Annotated in this window: 10 protein-coding genes; 6 read left to right on the top strand and 4 right to left on the bottom strand. The window is 74.4% G+C overall.

The genetic code is table 11. The annotated features are described in order from the left end of the window. Positions 1-3 precede the first annotated feature (3 nt). The 3 genes from ACFO3J_RS31445 to ACFO3J_RS31435 all read right to left on the bottom strand — a co-directional run bounded on the left by ACFO3J_RS31445 (position 4) and on the right by ACFO3J_RS31435 (position 6,580). Positions 4-846 carry a PhzF family phenazine biosynthesis protein gene (locus ACFO3J_RS31445; RefSeq protein WP_386436765.1) on the bottom strand — a complete coding sequence of 281 codons (843 nt, stop codon included), beginning with the start codon at positions 844-846 and terminating at the stop codon, positions 4-6. A 107-nt stretch (positions 847-953) separates the two neighbouring features. Next, positions 954-3,062, bottom strand: a complete 2,109-nt coding sequence (locus ACFO3J_RS31440; RefSeq protein ID WP_386436763.1) for a hypothetical protein — start codon at positions 3,060-3,062, stop codon at positions 954-956. Positions 3,063-3,133: 71 nt separating this feature from the next. Beyond that, positions 3,134-6,580, bottom strand: coding sequence for a hypothetical protein (locus tag ACFO3J_RS31435; RefSeq protein WP_386436761.1), 3,447 nt, complete (start codon positions 6,578-6,580; stop codon positions 3,134-3,136). 575 nt (positions 6,581-7,155) lie between these two features. On the opposite strand from ACFO3J_RS31435, the gene ACFO3J_RS31430 reads away from it, so the two are divergent. Continuing rightward, positions 7,156-8,406, top strand: a complete 1,251-nt coding sequence (locus ACFO3J_RS31430) for a S8 family serine peptidase (protein ID WP_386436758.1) — start codon at positions 7,156-7,158, stop codon at positions 8,404-8,406. Between the two features lie 30 nt (positions 8,407-8,436). Here ACFO3J_RS31430 and eccCa read toward each other — a convergent pair whose 3' ends face one another. Further along, positions 8,437-12,543 (bottom strand): type VII secretion protein EccCa, encoded by a 4,107-nt coding sequence (eccCa, locus tag ACFO3J_RS31425; RefSeq protein ID WP_386436910.1) that lies wholly within the window; start codon positions 12,541-12,543, stop codon positions 8,437-8,439. Between the two features lie 296 nt (positions 12,544-12,839). Here eccCa and eccD point away from each other — a divergent pair, with 296 nt between their 5' ends. From eccD to ACFO3J_RS31400, 5 genes are all read left to right on the top strand, one after another. Beyond that, entirely contained in the window at positions 12,840-14,261 is a 1,422-nt protein-coding gene (gene eccD / locus ACFO3J_RS31420; RefSeq protein WP_386436755.1) for a type VII secretion integral membrane protein EccD, read from the top strand. A 12-nt stretch (positions 14,262-14,273) separates the two neighbouring features. After that, positions 14,274-15,851, top strand: a complete 1,578-nt coding sequence (gene eccB, locus ACFO3J_RS31415; protein ID WP_386436752.1) for a type VII secretion protein EccB — start codon at positions 14,274-14,276, stop codon at positions 15,849-15,851. A 268-nt stretch (positions 15,852-16,119) separates the two neighbouring features. Beyond that, positions 16,120-16,488 (top strand): hypothetical protein, encoded by a 369-nt coding sequence (locus ACFO3J_RS31410; protein ID WP_386436749.1) that lies wholly within the window; start codon positions 16,120-16,122, stop codon positions 16,486-16,488. A gap of 52 nt (positions 16,489-16,540) precedes the next feature. Then, positions 16,541-16,852 (top strand): WXG100 family type VII secretion target, encoded by a 312-nt coding sequence (locus ACFO3J_RS31405; protein ID WP_386436747.1) that lies wholly within the window; start codon positions 16,541-16,543, stop codon positions 16,850-16,852. A gap of 115 nt (positions 16,853-16,967) precedes the next feature. Then, the gene (locus ACFO3J_RS31400) at positions 16,968-17,396 is read left to right on the top strand and encodes a type VII secretion system-associated protein (protein WP_386436744.1); all 429 of its coding nucleotides are present in this window, start codon (positions 16,968-16,970) and stop codon (positions 17,394-17,396) included. Positions 17,397-17,406: the final 10 nt, after the last annotated feature.

Raw genomic sequence — 17,406 nt, 5'->3', positions numbered from 1 at the left:
GCATCACCCCAGGGGCACCGCCGTGCCCCGGACGGTGACGCCGCCGTGGGGGGTTTCCGGGATGGTGATGGTGATGAGGCTGGGGCGGCCGAGGTCGGTGCCCTGGTGGATGGTGAGGGGGATTGGGGGGTGGGGGGCGAGGTCGAGGGCGCGGAGGTAGGCGCCGAAGGCGGCGGCTGCGGCGCCGGTGGCGGGGTCCTCGACTACGCCGCCCGGGGGGAAGGGGTCGCGGGCGTGGAAGACGGTGGGGGATTCCCGCCAGACCAGGTGGACGGTGGTCCAGTCGCGGCGGCTCATCAAGTCGGCCAGGGCGGGCATGTCGTAGTCGAGGTCGGCGAGGCGGGCGCGGGTGGAGACGGCGATCACCGGGTGCCAGGCGCCCGCGTAGGCGAGGCGCGGCGGCAGGGCGGGGTCCAGATCCTGGGGCGGCCAGCGCAGGGCGGTCAGCAACTCGGTGAGATCGGGGGCGGGGATCGGCTCGGTCCGCGTCGGTACGCTGACCAGTTCGGCGCTGATCGTGCCGTCGTCGCCCGTTGACGTTCCGACCGTCACCAGGCCCGCCCTGGTGTGGAACGTCAACTCCCCGGTGCCGTGGCGCTCCGCGTAGGCCACCGCCGTGGCGATCGTGGCGTGTCCGCAGAAGGGCACCTCGGCCAGCGGGCTGAAGTACCGCACGTCCAGCTCGCCGTCGGGTCGCGCGACCACGAACGCCGTTTCGGAATAGCCGACTTCGGCGGCCACGGCGGCCATCGCCGCTTCGTCGGCCCCGGAGGCGTCGAGCACGACCCCGGCGGGGTTCCCGCCGGAGGGGTCGGTGGTGAAGGCCGCGTAGCGCAAAACGTTCATGGGCCCAGGCTAGAGCGACGCCCGGTGGGTCCCGCAACGGAGTTGTGCGCGTGCCCCCGCACGGTCGGGTACCGGGCGGGGGCACTGTGGGGCGGGCGGGGCGGAGATCAGTGCGCGGTTCCGGCGGACCAGAGGACCCCGCCGGAGGGGGACGTGATGGTGACGTCGCCGTCCTGCTGGATGACCAGGTGGGAACCGGGGTTGCCCGCGGTGCCCGAGGACCAGAGGGTCTCGTTGTCGGTGCTGTAGACGACGAAGTGGCCGTCGTCCTGGAAGACGGCGTGGTTGCCCGTGCCGGGGGTGTGCGACGACCAGCGGATCACCCCGTCCTCGTCGGAGATCACGAGGCTGCCGCTGCTGCGCATGGTGATGCGCATCCGGTCGGACGCCACGGACTCGCCGGGGTTCAGGACGTAGGTCGCGCCGATCGTCTTCTGGTGCCAGACGGGGGTGGCGGGGGTGGCGGCAGTGCTGGCCGAGGCGGCGGCGTCGGAGGTGTTGGAGGTGGGCTTGGCCGTGGTCGGCTTGTCGGCGGCGGGCTTGCCGACGGTCGGCTTGGCCGTGGTCGACGCGGTGGTCGTGGTGACAGCCGGCTTGGTGACGGCGGGCCGGGTGACCTGCTGGGGCGTGGCCGGCTTCGTTGTGGCCGGCTTGGCCACCGTCGCCGTGACGACCGGCTGCACGCTCGCCGGCTTGGTCTGATCGGCCGGCACGGCCGGGGTCGCCGGGATCGCGGCAGTGGTCGGGGTCGCCGGCACCGCCGGGATCGCTGGAACCGCCGAGGTCGCGGGGGTGGCCAGGGTCACCGGCACCCCCGGGATCGCGGGGGTGGCCCGGGCCGCCGGCACCGCCGCCGAGGGAAGGGCCACGGCGGCACCCGTCGCGGGCTTGGCCGGCGTGGCCCTGACCAGGGCGGTCGCGGAAGTCTCGGGGGTCGGGACGGCAGCCTGTGTAGTCGGCGGCTTGACCTCGGCCTTCACCGTCGTCGGCTTGGACGCCGGCTTCGCGTCGTCCGAGGGCTTCGCCACCGTCGCACGCGCTTGCGTCGGGTGCGTGATGAGAACCGCGTCCGTGTGGACCGCCGGCGTGGCGGGCGGGGTCAGGGTCTTCACGGCGGGCGGCTGGGGGTCGGCCGTCGCCCTGTCGGTGTGCTGCCTCGGCGCCGGGTCCGCCTTGGGCTTGTCGGTGACGTGCGGTGCGGCCCCCTGGTCCGTACCGCCGGCCGCCAAGGACGGGGCGAACGGGATCCCGCTCAGGAGGACGGGTGCGTCACCGACGCCGACCAACGGTTGCTCGGCGAACGGGCCAGGCCGAGAGGGGAGTTGAGCGGTCCCCTCGGGGGTGCCCGGGAGGGTGGCGGTCCCGGTGAGCGGAGGGATCGGTGCCCCCACCGGGCCGGTGCTGGGGACGACGGCCGTCTCGTTCAGGTGCGGGACGCCGCCGTGCTCGGGCGCGAACGGCCGTGTGCCGGTCTCGGGTTCGGGAACCGGCCGGGAAGCGGTGCCGTCCGCCGGGTCGACCTCCGGCATCTGGCTGGAGTAACCGTCAGGACCGGCGCCGCCGTTGTGCTCGCCGTCCTGCTCCGGGTCGTCGAGGCTGGCGATCGGGAGCGGCCGACCGGCGCCCTCGTAGGTGGTGGTCGTGTCCCTGTTGCCGTTGTGCACGAACGGTACGGACACCAGGACGGCGCCCGCGAACGCGGCGGCGGTCATCAGCGGCCAGCGGCCGAGCTTGGCGCCGGTCGCGGCGGCGGCCCGGGCCGGCTTGACGGCCGAGCGTTCCTCGGCGACGGCGGCGGCCAGGACACCGGTGAGGGTGGCCTCGGCGCCGTCCGGCTGAGCGGCGGAGGAGGCGGCCGGACCGGTGGACGCGGAGTCGCCGGTCGCGGCGGACTGCTGGTGCCGCCAGGAGTCCGGGCGGAAGAGGCGGCCGGCCAGGGTGCCACCGGCGTGAACAGCGTTCTCCGGAACGGCCGTTGCGGCGGTCGGCCGGCCGACAGCCGACAGGCTACGGCGGCCGGTGGCCGTTACGGTGGCCGTCGCCGCGGTGCTGGTGGCGACCACCTGGGCGGCGGCGATCGCGGCGGAGGCGGCCGAGCCGCCGAGGTCGTCGTCGTTCAGGGGCAGTGCTATCGCCCGTCGGATGCGCGGCGATGTGGCTGAAGCAGCCGTCCTGACGGCGGGCGGCGGACCGCTCACCGGATGATCCAGGGCCATCCGTCCTCCTCAATCGTCTGTATGTGCACGGAAGTTGTGCGGGGTGGGCGCGGCGGGGTCGGGCCGGGTCGTTACGAGGAGCGGGACCGCGTGGTCGTGCGGCCCGGTGGCGGTGTTTCGGACGGGCCGAACACACCGAGCACACCGGCGCATCTCTCGGGCCAGTGCTGGCCCGAACCCACGGCGGTGGGCTGGTCCTTGAGGGCGTAGAGCCGCTTGAGCACGGCCTGGTCGGAGTCGTCCAACTGGCCGGGAGTCGCGGTGGGCGGTGCGGAGGAGGGGAGTTCGCGCAGCAGGACCACGGTCGCGCCAGCCCGGTCGGCCACGGCGAGGACGCGCAGCCGGGTGCCGGGGGCGAACAGCACTTCGTCGGGAGCGGCGGAAGTGCCGGTAACGGCCACGGCCCCGGATTCCGACTGGCCCAGCAGGGAGTTGACCCGGCGGCCGGTCATCGACCAGATCAAGTAGTGGTCGGCCGGCACGGAGGGATACCCCTTGTCGACGGCGACCGCGCTGAGCGGCAGAGCGTCGCCCAACTCCTCGCCGGGCAGCAGCAGTTCCGCGGCCTCGCCGAGCGCGCCACCCGCCGGACGTACGGCGGCGCCCCGGTACGACGGCAACCGCCGCAGCCCCGAGGCGAGACACCCCAGGAACGCGACCAGTTCCGTACTTCCTCCGTCGAGCGACGCGCGCAGGGCGCGGTGGGCCCACGGGCCCTCGCTGTCCGACGCGGTCGCGTACGCGTGCAGCGCGGCGAGGTCGGCGGCGGCCTCCTCGGGGTGCGCGGCGCTGCGCAGTGCGGGCACCCGGGTCAGCGCCCGGTTCACCGCGCCGCTGTGGTGGTCCCACCGGCCGGCCATGTACGCCCGTACGGCGTCCCGTTCGTCCTCCGTACTCCGGTGCGCGGGACCGACCGGCACCCACCCGACCGTCCGCAGTCCGCTCGGCCCGCCGCCCCGCGGGGCTTCCGGCTCCGCCGAGGGGGCCGGGGTCGTCGGATCGGCGGCCGTCGTCTCGGCAACGTGCTGCTCGACGCCCAAAGGCGCCGGGAACACGGGGAGTTCAACGGAGTCGGACGCTCCCGAAGTGGTGGCCAGCGGCCTCGGAGCCTCGGGTTCCGGCAGAACGGCGAGCGTCTCGGCGGTGCTCGCGGGATCTGCTGCCTCGGGAGCGCCCGCTTCCGGGGCGAAGGGCCCGAGCGGGGCAGCGGGCTCCGGCGCGGTCGGACCGCTCTGCATCACGGAAGGCTCCCCGACGGGCTCCCACTGCGAGGGATCCGTGCCCGCCGCTGTGCCCGACTCCCCTACGGGGTGAGGATCGACTCCCTGCTCGGGCGGCCGAGCGGCCGCTTGCGGGGCGGGTGCTTCGGGCGCGGGCTCCGCGCCGGGCGGCCCGGACTCGGGCGTGGTGGGCACGGAACCGGCGGCGGCCGGCGGGTCTACCGGCTTGGGCTGCCGTGCCGCAGGTGGGGTCGGGGTCGGGGTCGGCTCGGCGAGCGGTGACTGCGCCGGGGGAAGACCTGAGGCCGCTACCGACGGGATCTCGGCGCCGACCGCGGATTGCGTGGAGCCGTCCGACGCCAGGTCGGCGGCGGAAAGCTCCCGCTCCTGCCCCGGATTCAGGCCGCCGACCGTCGTCGCGAGCCGATCGGCGGCGCCGGACGCGGCGGCGGCCGACCCCGGCGCGAGGGACCCCGCGCCCGGCCCGGATAGAACCGCCAGCCGCGAAGCACCGGACACCGCCGGAACCTCGGCGCCGGAACCACCCGAACCGCCGGAGTCACCCGAACTATCTCCCGCAGCCGCCGTCCCGGCCTCGCCTCCGGCAACCGGCGCCGACGTATCCGACGTATCCGACGTACCAGCAGCAGCGGACCGCCAAGGACGCCGCCGTTCCCGGCCCGACACCGGCCCCGTCCCGGCCGCGTCCCCGATTCCCCGCCCGGGCGACTCCTCCCGGGCGGACGGCGACCCGGACGGCAGCCCGGACGCGGCCGCACCGGCCGACGTACCGCCGGTCGCGGTAGGCCGGGGGACCGGAACCGCACCGCCCCGCTCGGCGGAAGCGGAAGCGGAAGCCGACCCCGCTTCCGACCCCGCACCCGACCCCGCCCCCGCCCCTGCCCCCGAAGGCCCCACCCCCGCCACCACCGGCCGCCAGCCGCGCGGCGAAACCGCCAGACCGTGCCGGACCGCCAGCCGCCGCAGCTCCCGCAGCGCGTCCCCCGTGGCCTCGCCGTGCACCTGGATCATCGTGCGCTCGCGCACATCGTCCTGGAGCGCGGCGAAAAGGCGCTGGAGGGGAACCCAGAGGGTGGCGTCGTCGAGCGGTCGGCCGGGCAGGCCGAGGTCGACGGCCATGACGTCCGGCTCGACGGGGCGGTCGGCGGCGACCGCGGGGACGGCCGCGCCCTGCGGGCCGATCCACAGGCCCGCGCGGGTGACGGCGACCTGCCAGTGGCGGTCGAGCAGGAGCGCGCCGGGTTCGCGGGCCGGGCGCAGACCGCCGATCGGGGGCCGCCATCCGGTCAGGCGGGGAGCGGTGGTGGCCGGGACGCAGGTGACAGCTTCGACGTAGGGGCGCCAGGAAGGGTTGCCCTCGGCGTCGAGCAGCATCGTCCGAGGGGAACCGCCGCGGATCGGGCGGTCCCAGGGGGAGCCGGCCGGCGCGGAGCCGTCGTCGAGCAGGACCGGCAGGCCGTTCGCCACCTGGACCTCGATGCCGAGCAGGTCGGCGACCTGCTGGCCGGTGGGCGCGAGGTCGCGGCCGTCACCGGGCAAAAGGCGTACGGTGCCCCGGACGTGGGCGGGAAGCGCGGCCATGATGTCGGCCAGGGCGTCCGCCGGGACCGGCGCCGTGCCGGCGGCGCCGACCAGCAGGACGGGACCGGCCGGGTCGACCGGCAGCGCGTAGCGGACCGCGTCCACGCCCTCGGGCGGTACGCCGGCCGGCAGCACCAGCAGTCCGGCCGGGACATGGTGGACGACGCAGCCCGGCGCGGTGTCGGCGGCCACCCGGTCCAGGGCCTGCTGCCAGGCCGGTTCGGGGTGGCGGGCGCCGAGGCGGCGCGGGAGCAGGCCGCGCGAGAACTGCCACCAGGCGCCCGGCGCGTCGGGCAGGTCGGGGGCGAACAGGGTGCCGCCGGGGACGACGACGGCCGCGCCGGCCGGGGCCAGTACGTCGAAGGTCCAGCGCTCGGTGATACGGCGGGCGGGAGCGGCGCGGTCCGGCCGCTCGGCGGCGCCGCCCGACATCACCAGCCGGAGCAGGCCGACACCGGAAGTCGCGAACGTGTCGAAGGCGGGGGCCAACTCGTCGCACAGGGCGTCGGGGTCGTCGAAGCCGGCGCCCACCAGCACGGTGACCTGGCCGGCGACTCCGGACGCGCCCGTCAACGCCCGCGCGGCGTCGGCGAGTCGGTCGGGCAGCGGGCCGGCCGGGTGGACGACGAAGACGCCGTCACCGCCGCTCACCTCCAGGGCGGAGGCGCCCTTCCTGCGGGTGGAACGCGGGCTCACCCCGTCCTCCGTACTGAACCGGTCCAGCCGAGCGCCGGGTCGGCAGCCCGGGCCGGCGCCCGAACGGGCGGCTCGGGCAGCGCGATTGGCCTCACCCGCGAAAAGATACAGGCCGGTCGCGGCCAATGGCCGGTGGCGAAGATGACTTCTCCATTTCGTTGACCGAACCGCTTTCCGAGTACCGGCCCAATTCACCTGACGCCCGGTCATTCGGTCATTATGGACGGACAGTTGAACGAAAAACGATGCCCCGGGGACATTTCGCCGGAGCGAGATGAACGCGTGGTGAATTCGAATCGTTCACCGGGTTGCGCGCCATTCCGGTTCACCCGGCGGCGACGATCGGCCCGTACGATACGGGCCGTTCGGGAATCCGTTCCGGCCGCGCAGAGGTTCCCCCGGCGGCCCGGGCCGGGGCCGGGCGGAAGGCCGGGCGGAAGGGCGGGCGCCGGCAGCACACCCGGCACGTGACAGCGCGGCGCTGCGAACGGGGCGGCACCGCACACAGCGGTACGAACGGAGCCGCACGCACGGGGCGGTTCGCGCGGAGCGGCACGTACGGAGACGGAGACGCCATGGCCAGCGGCAGCACCCGGGTCACCCGGCACGCACCCCAACTCGCCGCCGCGACAGGAGCCTTCACGCTGCTGTGCTGGCTCGGCGCGGGTCCCGCCGCCTACGGCGCGCCCGCCGACGGAGCGCCCACCCCGCTGCCCTCGTCCTCCGCGACCGCCCCGGCACTGCGGCTGCCGGTGATGCCCTCGCTGCTGGACCCGACCCGGTCCCCGTGCACCAGGGCCTCCGGCACGGTGATGCCGGCCGTGCCGTGGGCCCAGGACAGCCTCGGCCTGACCCGGGCCCACCAGCTCACCTCCGGCGCCGGAGTGACCGTCGCCGTCATCGACACCGGTGTGTCCCGTACGGCGCCGGAGCTGGCCGGCCGGGTCGGCGCGGCAGGCACGGCCGGGCAGGACTGCGTGGGCCACGGCACCTTCATCGCCGGGATCATCGCGGCGGCGTCCGCCCCGGGCAGCGGCTTCGGCGGGGTGGCGCCGGCCGCCCGGATCCTCGCGGAGCGGGGCATCGGCGCGGACGGCGGCCCGGACCCGGCGCGGGTGGCGGCCGGGATACGGCAGGCCACCGACGCGGGCGCGAGGGTGATCGACGTGTCGCTGGCTTTCCCCGCCACCACCAATGCCTTGACGTCGGCGGTCCGTTACGCCGCCGCGCACGATGTGCTGGTGGTCGCGGCGGGGGTGCCGGACGACCTGGAACTGACCAGCGGGGCGACCGACGACGTGCCGAAGGTGCCGTTCTGGCCGGCCGCGCAGACCGGGGTGCTCTCGGTGGTGGACGTGGACATCGACGGCGCCCGGCCGGACGGCGCCGTGGACCCGGTCCGCGCCGACCTGGCCGCACCCGGCCAGGGCATCACCGGTATCGGCCCCAGCGGGCGCGGCCACTTCCTCGGCAACGGGCCCTCGATCGCGGCCGCCTTCACCTCGGGCGCCGCCGCGCTGCTGCGCGCCTACCGGCCCGAGCTGACCGCGCCCGAGGTCGCCGCCCGGCTGCTGGCGGCCGCCTACCCGGCGCCGGTCCCGCGGCTCGACCCGTACGCCGCCCTGTCCGCGGTCCTTCCGGCCGGGCCGGCGGCCACCGTCCCCGACGCCACGGCGGCGATCCACCTCCACCCGGTCGTCGAGGACCGCACCCCCGCACGCCGCGCCTACGCCATCCTCGGCGGCGCCGCCCTCGTCGCCCTGGTGCTGGCCGCCGCCGCGCTGCTGCGCCGCAAGCGGCGGCCAGGAGAAGCCGCGGGCGCCTGACGCCCGGCGACCGGCCCGGCCGATCCGGCCTCAGCGCAGGTCAGGCACCCGCTCCTCCGCCACCATCGCCGTCTGTATCTGCACCGTGTGGCGGCGGGTGATGTACATACCGCGGCCCGGCGGCAGCAGCCGCGGCTTGGTGTTGTTGAACAGATAGCCCTCGGACGGCGGGCAGGACATCAGCAGGCCGGGCGCGTTGACTTCGAGCAGGCGGCGGACCAGGGGGTCGTTGATGCCGCGCATCGCGCCCGCCGCCGCGCGGGAGAGCACGATGTGGAAACCGACCTCGTAGCCGAGCGGCAGGTGGTCCAGCAGGGGTTCGAAGGGATTGCGCATCGGGTTGGCGACCAGGTCGTAGTCGTCGATCAGGACGAACAGCCGCGGGCCGCGCCACCAGTCGGCCTGCCGCATCCGGGCCGGTGTGATCTCCGGCCCCGGCGTACGGGTCTTGAGCGCGCGGGCCACGCCGTCGACCAGCTCGCGGAGCTGGTCGACGGAGACGGCGTGGCCCAGGCGGTAGGGCTCCGGGACCGCCTCGATCAGCTCGCGGCGGAAGTCGACCACGAGGACGCGGGCTTCGGCGGGCGTGAAGCGCTCGCTGATGTTCTTGGCGAACAGCCGCAGCAGGTTGGTCTTGCCGCTCTCCGTGTCGCCGAAGGCCACCAGGTGCGGCGCTTCGGCGAAGTCGTGCCAGGCGGTGCCGAGTTCGGTCTCCTCGACGCCGATCGGCATCCGGAAGCGGCGCCCCGCGTCGCCTCCGCCGGCCGCCCTGGACGACGCCTTGGCGCCCGGGGCGCCGCCGGACGCACCCGCCGGGGCACCGGCGAAGGAGCCGGCCACGGACACTCCGGCCGCGCCCAGCCCCGGCAGCTCGGCGGCCGGCAGCATCGTGGGCAGCATCCGCACCGGCGGCGCCGCCGGACCCGTCCAGCTCTCGGCGACGGCGGCCACCAAGTCCGCCACGCCATCGGCCAGTTCGGCCGCGTCCTCGATCCCGTCGATGCGCGGCAGCGCGATCAGGAAGTGCAGCTTGCTGTCGACCGTCAGACCGCGGCCGGGAACGCGCGGCACCGTCCCGGCCCGCCGGATGTCGACCATGGAGTCCAGCGGGTCGCCCATCCGGAGTTCGAGGCGGGTCGCGGACTGGTCCCGGATCTGGGAGGACAGTTCGACCCAGCGGGCCGTGGTGGTGATCAGATGGATGCCGTAACTCAGCCCGCGGGCGGCGAGTTGGTTGATGACCGGCACATGGTCCTGGAAGTCCTGGCGGACGGTGGACCAGCCGTCGATGACGAGGAAGACGTCGCCGTGCGGATCGTCGGCGAACTCCCCTGCCGCGCGCCGCCGTCGCAGGGTCGGCATGGAGTCGATGCCGTGGTCGAGGAAGAGCCGTTCGCGGCGGGCCAGCAGCGAGGTGATCTCGGCCAGGGTCCGGCCGATGCGCTCGTGGTCCAGGCGTCCGGCGACGCCCCCGACATGCGGGAGCCCGGCCAGGCCGGACAGGGTGCCGCCGCCGAAGTCCAGGCAGTAGAACTGCACTTCGCGCGGGGTGTGGGTGAGCGCCAGCGCGGAGATCAGGCTGCGGACCACCGTGGACTTGCCGCTCTGCGGACCGCCGGCGACCGCGACATGGCCGCCGGCGCCGGACAGGTCCACGGTCAGCAGGTCGCGCTGCTGCTCGAAGGGCCGGTCGATGATGCCGACCGGCACGGTGAGCGTGCCGCGCTTGGGCCACTCCGCCGTGGTCAGGCCGAGTTCGGGGTCCGGGGACAGCGGCGGCAGCAGCCGGTCCAGGGTGGGCGGTACGTCCAGCGGCGGGAGCCACACCTGGTGGGCGGGTGGTCCGGCGTCGCGCAGCCGTCCGATGGCCACCGACAGCAGCGAGTCGGCGCCCGCGTCCGGTTCGGACACCCCGGGGTCGCGTGCGGGCTCGCGTGCGGGTTCGGCGGCCGGCGCGGGCTGCCGGGAGGCGACCCACTCCCCCGTCCACGGCACGACCTGGCTCGCCACCTGTTCCTGCGCCAGCGCTCCGGACCGCTGGCGGTAGGTGCCGGAGACGTAGGCGGCGCGGAAGCGGGTGAGGGCTTCGATGCCGCTCTTGAGGAAGCCGCTGCCGGGCTGGGAGGGCAGTTCGTAGGCGTCGGGCACGCCCAGGACGCCGCGGCTTTCCATGGCCGAGAAGGTCCGCAGGCCGACCCGGTAGGACAGGTGGGACTCCAGCTGGTGCATACGCCCCTCGTCCAGGCGCTGCGAGGCCAGCAGCAGATGCACCCCCAGCGAGCGGCCCAGCCGGCCGATCATCACGAACAGGTCCATGAACTCCCGGTGCGCCGCGAGCAGCTCGCTGAACTCGTCGACCACCACGAACAGGCTCGGCAGCGGCGCCAGCGCCGCCCCGCCGGCCCGGGCCCGCTCGTACTCCAGCGCCGAGGTGTAGTTCCCCGCCGCCCGCAAAAGCTCCTGCCGCCGGATCAGCTCACCGTGCAGCGCGTCCTGCATCCGCGACACCAGCGCCGCCTCGTCCGCCAGATTGGTGATCACCGCCGAGGTGTGCGGCAGCTCGTCCAGACCCAGGAACGTCGCACCCCCCTTGAAGTCCACCAGCACGAAGTTCAGCGTCTCCGACGAATGCGTCAACGCCAGCCCCAGCACCAGCGTGCGCAGCAGCTCACTCTTGCCTGAACCCGTCGCACCGATCAGCATCCCGTGCGGACCCATACCCCCCTGCGCCGACTCCTTGATATCCAGCTCCACCGCCCGCCCGTCCGCACCCACCGCGATCGGCACCCGCAACCGGGCGGCCGGCGAGGTGGAGCGGCGGGACCAGTAGACGCCCGGGTCGTGCCGGTGCAGGTCGGGGATGCCCAGCAGGCTGGTGAGCTGGATGTCGGTGTCGAGCGGGCGGGCCGCCTCGCCGGTGTCGCCGGTCCGCATCGGGGCGATGACCGCGGCCAGCGCGCGGGCAGCGGCCGGGCCGAGCGTGTCGGCCCGGCCCAGCGGGGTCACCGACTCCTTGCGGTTGCGGTCGGTGCGGACCAACCCCACCTCGCCGCCCTCCAGTTGGAGGCGCAGCACAGTACGGCCCGGGCGCCAGCCGAGCGCGCCGGACAGGTCGACGACCACCGCGTTGCGGAATCCGGCCCGGTCGAAGCGGTGCCCGGCGGGGAGTTGGCCGCCGTCGATGACGACGACGGTGAAGGGCTCGTCCTTGGTGGGCACCGCGGCCAGGTCGAAGGCCGGGCGTTCGGTGAACTCCTCGCCGAGCAGGTCCTCCAGCTCGTTGCCGGTGCCGGCGATCAGCCGGGCCGGGCCCGCTCCGTCCGTCTCGTGCGGGTGCAGGGTGTGCGGCAGCCACTTCGCCCAGTCCCATTCGGCGTGCCGCCCGGGATCCAGGCAGAAGGCGATGACCAGGTCCTGCGGGGCGTGCATGACGGCGAGTTGGGCCACCAGCGCGCGGGCGGCCCCGGCCACCTGCTCCCGGTCGCCGCGCAGCAGGACCCGCGCCCAGGTCCGCAGGAACACCGCGATCGGCTGGTCGGGCACGGTGGCGTAGGCGTTGATGAAGGCCCGCAGCGCGTGCGCGGTCAGCGGGTCGAGGTCGTCGACGGGCTTGGCGGCGCCGGTGGTCAGCCGCAGTCCCAGCCGCTGGTCGCCGACGGCCAGCCGTACTTCGGCGAAGTCCTCGTCGCCGGTGCGGCGTTCCCACAGCCGGGAGGTGCGGGCGAAGGACCACAGGGCGCCCGGGTCCGGATGCCGCCAGGCCAGCGCGCGCTGCTGCTCGGCCACCGCCCGCCGCACCCGCCGCCGCACCCCGCCCAGATAGCGCAGGTAGTCCCGCCGGGCGCCCTTGAGCTTGTTCTTGCGGTCGGTGCCGGTCCGCATCAGCTGGCCGACCAGCATGGTGCCCATGGCCAGCACCATCATGCCGACGACCAGGTAGGTGATCGGGCTGGAGGCGGTGCCGGGGCGGGTGTAGAGCAGCACGATCGCGCCCGACATCACGGCCATCGGCAGGTAGGTCATCATCGCGTTGCCGCTGGACACCGGTTCCGACATCACCGGCGGTTCCTGGAGCGTGAGATCGCCCTCGGGCATCTCGGGGCCGTTGCGGCGGGCCGGCCGGCGGAAGAACACCACGCTCAACGGAAGCTCACCTCAGGGCGTTTCGGGCTCGGCAGCTCGAACAAAGGCTGGCACACGGGCTGGACAAGGGCAGGAGCAGAAGCGGGGACGGCGGCCGGGCCGCCGCGCCCCTCCGCGGAGGGCATCACATCACGGCCGGGTGTCGTATCAACCCCGCTGCCAGCACGTCCCGTTGGCCGTCCGGTAGCCCACCCTTCACCCACGCCGGGTAGGTTGCGCCTTCATTCGCACCGCGTGCGGGGGCACGCGCGGAAGCGAACACAGACCGTACGCGGAAGGCTGAGCACCTGATGAGCGAAAGCTCGGTCGCGGGTCCGTCCGGACCGGGCCCGGCGGGCCTTTGCCGGCTGACGGTACGCGCCCCGGACACCTCCCTCGATCTCGCCGTCCCCTCCGACATCCCCGTGGCCGACCTGCTGCCGGTGATCGTCGGGCACGCGGGCGCCGACCTGGCGGAGGCCGGCCTGGAACACGGCGGCTGGGCCCTGCAGCGGATCGGCGGCGCGCCGCTGGACCCCGAGGGGACCCCGCAGTCGCTGGAACTGCGCGACGGCGAGGTGCTGCTGCTGCGCCCGCTCGCCGACACGCTGCCGCCGGTGCGCTTCGACAACCTCGTCGACGGTGTGTCCGCCACCGTCCGCGGCCTGGGCGCCTCCTGGTCCCCCGCGGTGAGCCGCTGGGCGCTGCGCGCGGTGCTGCTGTCCGTGCTGGTGGCGGCGCTGACGCTGCTGGCGCTGTCCGGCGGGGACCGGCCGTCGCGGGCGGCGCTGGCGGCCGGGGCGGTGCTGCTGGCGCTGGCCGGGGCGGGCGCGGCCGGCCGCGTACTGGACGATCCGCCCGGGGCGGTGCTGCTGGGCCTGGTCACCGGGCCGTTCGCCGCGCTGTGCGGGGTGCTCGCGGTGGGCGGCGCGAGCGGCGCGACCGGCGACCAGCTGACCGGGGCCCGCTGGCTGGCCGGCTCCGCCGCGTGGGGCGTCGCCACCGCACTGTCGCTGACCGTCGTCGCGGCCTACCCGGTGGCGTTCGTACCGAGCATCGTGGTGGCGCTGGCCGGGGTGCTCGGCGCGGTGCTGATGCTGGCCATGGATGCGGGCCTCGACCAGGCCGGCGCGGCGGTCGCGGTGCCCGCGGTGATCTTCGGCGCGTTCGTACCGATGCTGTCCTTCTCGCTGTCGGGGCTGCGGCTGCCGCCGCTGCCCACCAATGCCGAGCAGTTGCAGGAAGGCATCGAGCCGTACCCGAGTACGGAGTTGGCCGCCCGCACCACCGCCACCGACCGCTGGATGACCGGCCTGTACACCGCGGTCGGGGTGATCTGCGCGGCCGCTCTGGCCGGGCTCGCCCACCGCCCGCACACCCCGCAACTGCTCACCGGCGGGCTGCTGGCGCTGGTCCTGCTGCTGCACGGCCGCAATCTGGGCAACGCCTGGCAGCGGCTGGCGCTGGTGCTGCCGGGCGCGCTCGGCGCGGTGCTGCTGACCGTGTGCGCGGCCCGGCAGCACGGTGTCGACGGGCAGTTCGGCGCGGTCGCGGCGCTGCTGGCGGTCGCGGTCGCGGTGACCGTCGTGTCCTGGACGGTGCCGGGGCGGCGGCTGCTGCCCTACTGGGGCCGGGCCGGTGACCTGGCGCAGTCGGCGGCGGCGATCGGGCTGCTCCCGTCGGTGCTGTGGGTGCTCGATGTGTACTCCGACCTGCGCGGGATCAAGGGCTGAGGGAGCGGGACCGTGCAGAGCAGGCGTGATCAGGTCCAGGCCCACCGCTTCGTCGTCGCCCGGCTCACCACCGGCCTGCTGCGCACCGATCCGGACGCCCCGGAGAGCCCCAACAGCCGTACCAACCGCGGGATGGCGCTCGGCGGCGCGCTCGGCGCCCTGATCGCGATCGGCTTCCTGGTGTTCGGCTTCATCTCGCCGGGCGGCTCGACGGCCTGGCAGGACCCGAAGACGCTGATCCTCGAACAGGGCACCGGCAACCGGTACTTGTACGACGGTTCGCTGCGGCCGGTCCGCAACTACGCCTCCGCCCGGCTGATCGTGGGCCCCGACCTGGCCTCCCGTACGGTGCCGGGCGGCTCGCTGGCCGGCACCCCGCACGGCAGCGCGGTGGGCATCGACGGCGCCCCGGACGCGCTGCCGCCGGCCGCCGGGCTGGACACCGGTGCCTGGGAGGTCTGCGCGGCGACCCGCCCCGACACCAGTGGCGCGCCGGTGCCCGCCACCTCGCTGGTGGTGGACGCCGACCACCCCGGTACGGGTATCGGCGGCGGACAGGCGCTGCTGGTCAGCGGCCCGGACGGTACGTACTACTTGCTCTGGCACGGCAACCGCTTCCGGCTGGCGTCCGGTACGGCCACCGCCGACGCGCTCGGTTACGGCACCGCCGACCCGCTGCCGGTGTCGGCGGCCTTCCTGGACGCGCTGCCCGCCAGTACCGATCTGGCGCCGCCGGACGTACCCGGCCAGGGCGGCGCCGGGCCGGAGCTGGACGGCCGGGCGACCCGGGTCGGGCAGGTCTTCCTGGTGGAGACGCCGGGTTCGGCCAAGCAGTACTACCTGCTCCAGCGGGCCGGCCTGGTGCCGATCAGCACCACGCAGGCCGCGCTCGCCCTCGGCGGCCCGGACGAGCGGGCCAAGTCCTACGCCGGCGCCCCGCCGGTGGCCGTGCCGATCGCCGCCGACGCGCTCAACAAGGCGCTGGTTCCCGGGAGTTCGGTGGCCGGCAATGACGTACTGCCGTCGGCGCCACCCGCCCTGCTGCCGGTCGGCGACGGGCAGGCGGCCTGCGTACGGCTGGACACGGCCGCCGCCGCGGCGTCCGCCGGCGCGCCCGGTACGGCCCCGGCGGGGGGCGGGGCCGGGGGCGGCAGCCGGATCAGCCTGACGCTGGTGTCGTCGGCCGCTCTCACCGACCCGGCGGCGGCCACCGCGAAGGCCCCCGCCGCCCCGGCCTGCCTGCCGGTGGACGCGGTGGTGGTGCCGCCCGACGGCGGCAGCCTGGTGCGGGCGCTGGGCGCGGGCGGCGGCGCGGTCGGCGACACGACGTACCTGGTCACCGACGCCGGGGTGAAGTACCTGATCCCGTCGGCCGCCGCCGCCAAAGCGCTCGGTTACGACCTCGGCGCGGCGCGCGGAGTGCCCTCGCCGCTACTGGCCATGGTGCCGACCGGACCCGATCTCTCGCCGGAGAACGCGGTGCTGGGCCGGGCCGACACGACCGGAACGCCCGGCTGCGCCGATCCGCTCACCGGCCGGCCCGCCGCTCCGACCGATGCCGTCCCGACCGCCGCCCTCCCGAAAACCTGAGTACAGATGGTTCTCATGTCGTGGAAATGTCGCCACCGCATTCTCACTTCCGTTACCAGAACTCCGGCGACGACTCTGGCGACTTAACTGATGCATCGTCATATTTGTTTCCTTGCAAGCGCGTTGAGGCTGCACTTACGCTGACGCGCGATTGCGATTCGAGCGCGTCACCAACCGCTGTCCCCCCGCTACGGATTCGCCGCCCGCCGGCGTCGCGTATCGGGTGGCGCGGAACCGGTGCCGCCTGCATTTGGGGAAGGACATCGGTATGAGCACCCCGTCCGGCAATCTTCAGCAGTCATCGACCGCCACGTACAGCCAGGCGGTCCAGTTCCTGGAGAACGCCCGGTCCCGTATGACCGCCGTCCAGGGACAGGTCCGCGACGCGGCCAGTTCCTTGAGCTCCCACTACCAGGGCCCCGACGGCCAGGCGTACGCCCAGGTGATGGCCACCTGGCTGTCCGAGGTCGACCGGATCAAGGCCACCTGCGAGGCCATGGAGGACCAGCTGGACAACAGCCTCATGGCCTCCAACAAGACGCAGAGCGACAACATGGGCGCGGTTCAGCAGCAGAGCCACCTGTCGATCACCCACGGGTCGACCTCGGACGGCGTCTACTCCGCCATGACCAGCTGACGGTCCCCGCACCGCTCGTGACCCCACCACCCCTCGACCTTCAGGAGTGCCCATGTCCGCCGAGGACGGCATCTACATCGACCACGGCCAGGCCCTGACCTTCTCCCAGGAGATGATGGACCAGACCCAGCGCATCCAGGGGATCCTGAGCGATCTGCAGGGCGAGCTCGCCGGCATCGTCGGCTCCTGGCTCGGCCCGGACCGCGACATCTACACCGGCAAGGTCCAGCCGACCTGGAACGCCGAGGTCGCCTCGCTCAGCACCATCCTGAGCAGCCACGCCCAGACGCTGGACGGGATCTCGGACAACTACAAGCAGACAGTCTACCGGAACTCGCAGGGCTTCGAAGAGATCAAGTTCTGACCGTCGTCCCCGATCCGCGTCGCGGCGGCTCCCGGGTCCGCCCCCCGCACCGCCCGGGGCGGGCCCGGGAGCCGCACCCGCGTATCGCCGTCCCGCCGCGAGGAGGCACCCCAGCATGGCCGATCTGACGAAGCTCGACTCCCAAGCTCTCCAGGCGTTCATCGACAACGACGTGACCACGTTCATCAACGACATCGTGGCGCTCCGGGCGGCCGGCCAGAACCCGCCGGCGCTCTACGACGTGAGCGCCTCCCCGCACCCGGTGCTGATGGGGCAGATGGGCGGGGACGACTCGACCGGCGGCAAGACCGTGATCGCCAACGCCCAGGCCGCCGCCAAAGCGATCGACCAGGTCCTCAACAGGCACAACACAGCGATGACGGATCTCAAGAGGGAGTTGGAGAACGTCATCCGCACCATGCTGAAGACCCAGGGCGACTCCCTGGCGACCATCGACGGACAGAAGTTCCTCACCGCGATCGGGGACTACGACACCGCCCTGAGCGGCAGCTCCCAGCAGGGGCCGCCCGTCACCACCCCCTGAGGTCCCGCTC

This window comes from Streptomyces polygonati (assembly GCF_042650325.1).
GTDB classification, from domain to species: Bacteria; Actinomycetota; Actinomycetes; order Streptomycetales; family Streptomycetaceae; genus Actinacidiphila; species Actinacidiphila polygonati.
This window is presented reverse-complemented; position numbering and strand designations above follow the sequence as displayed.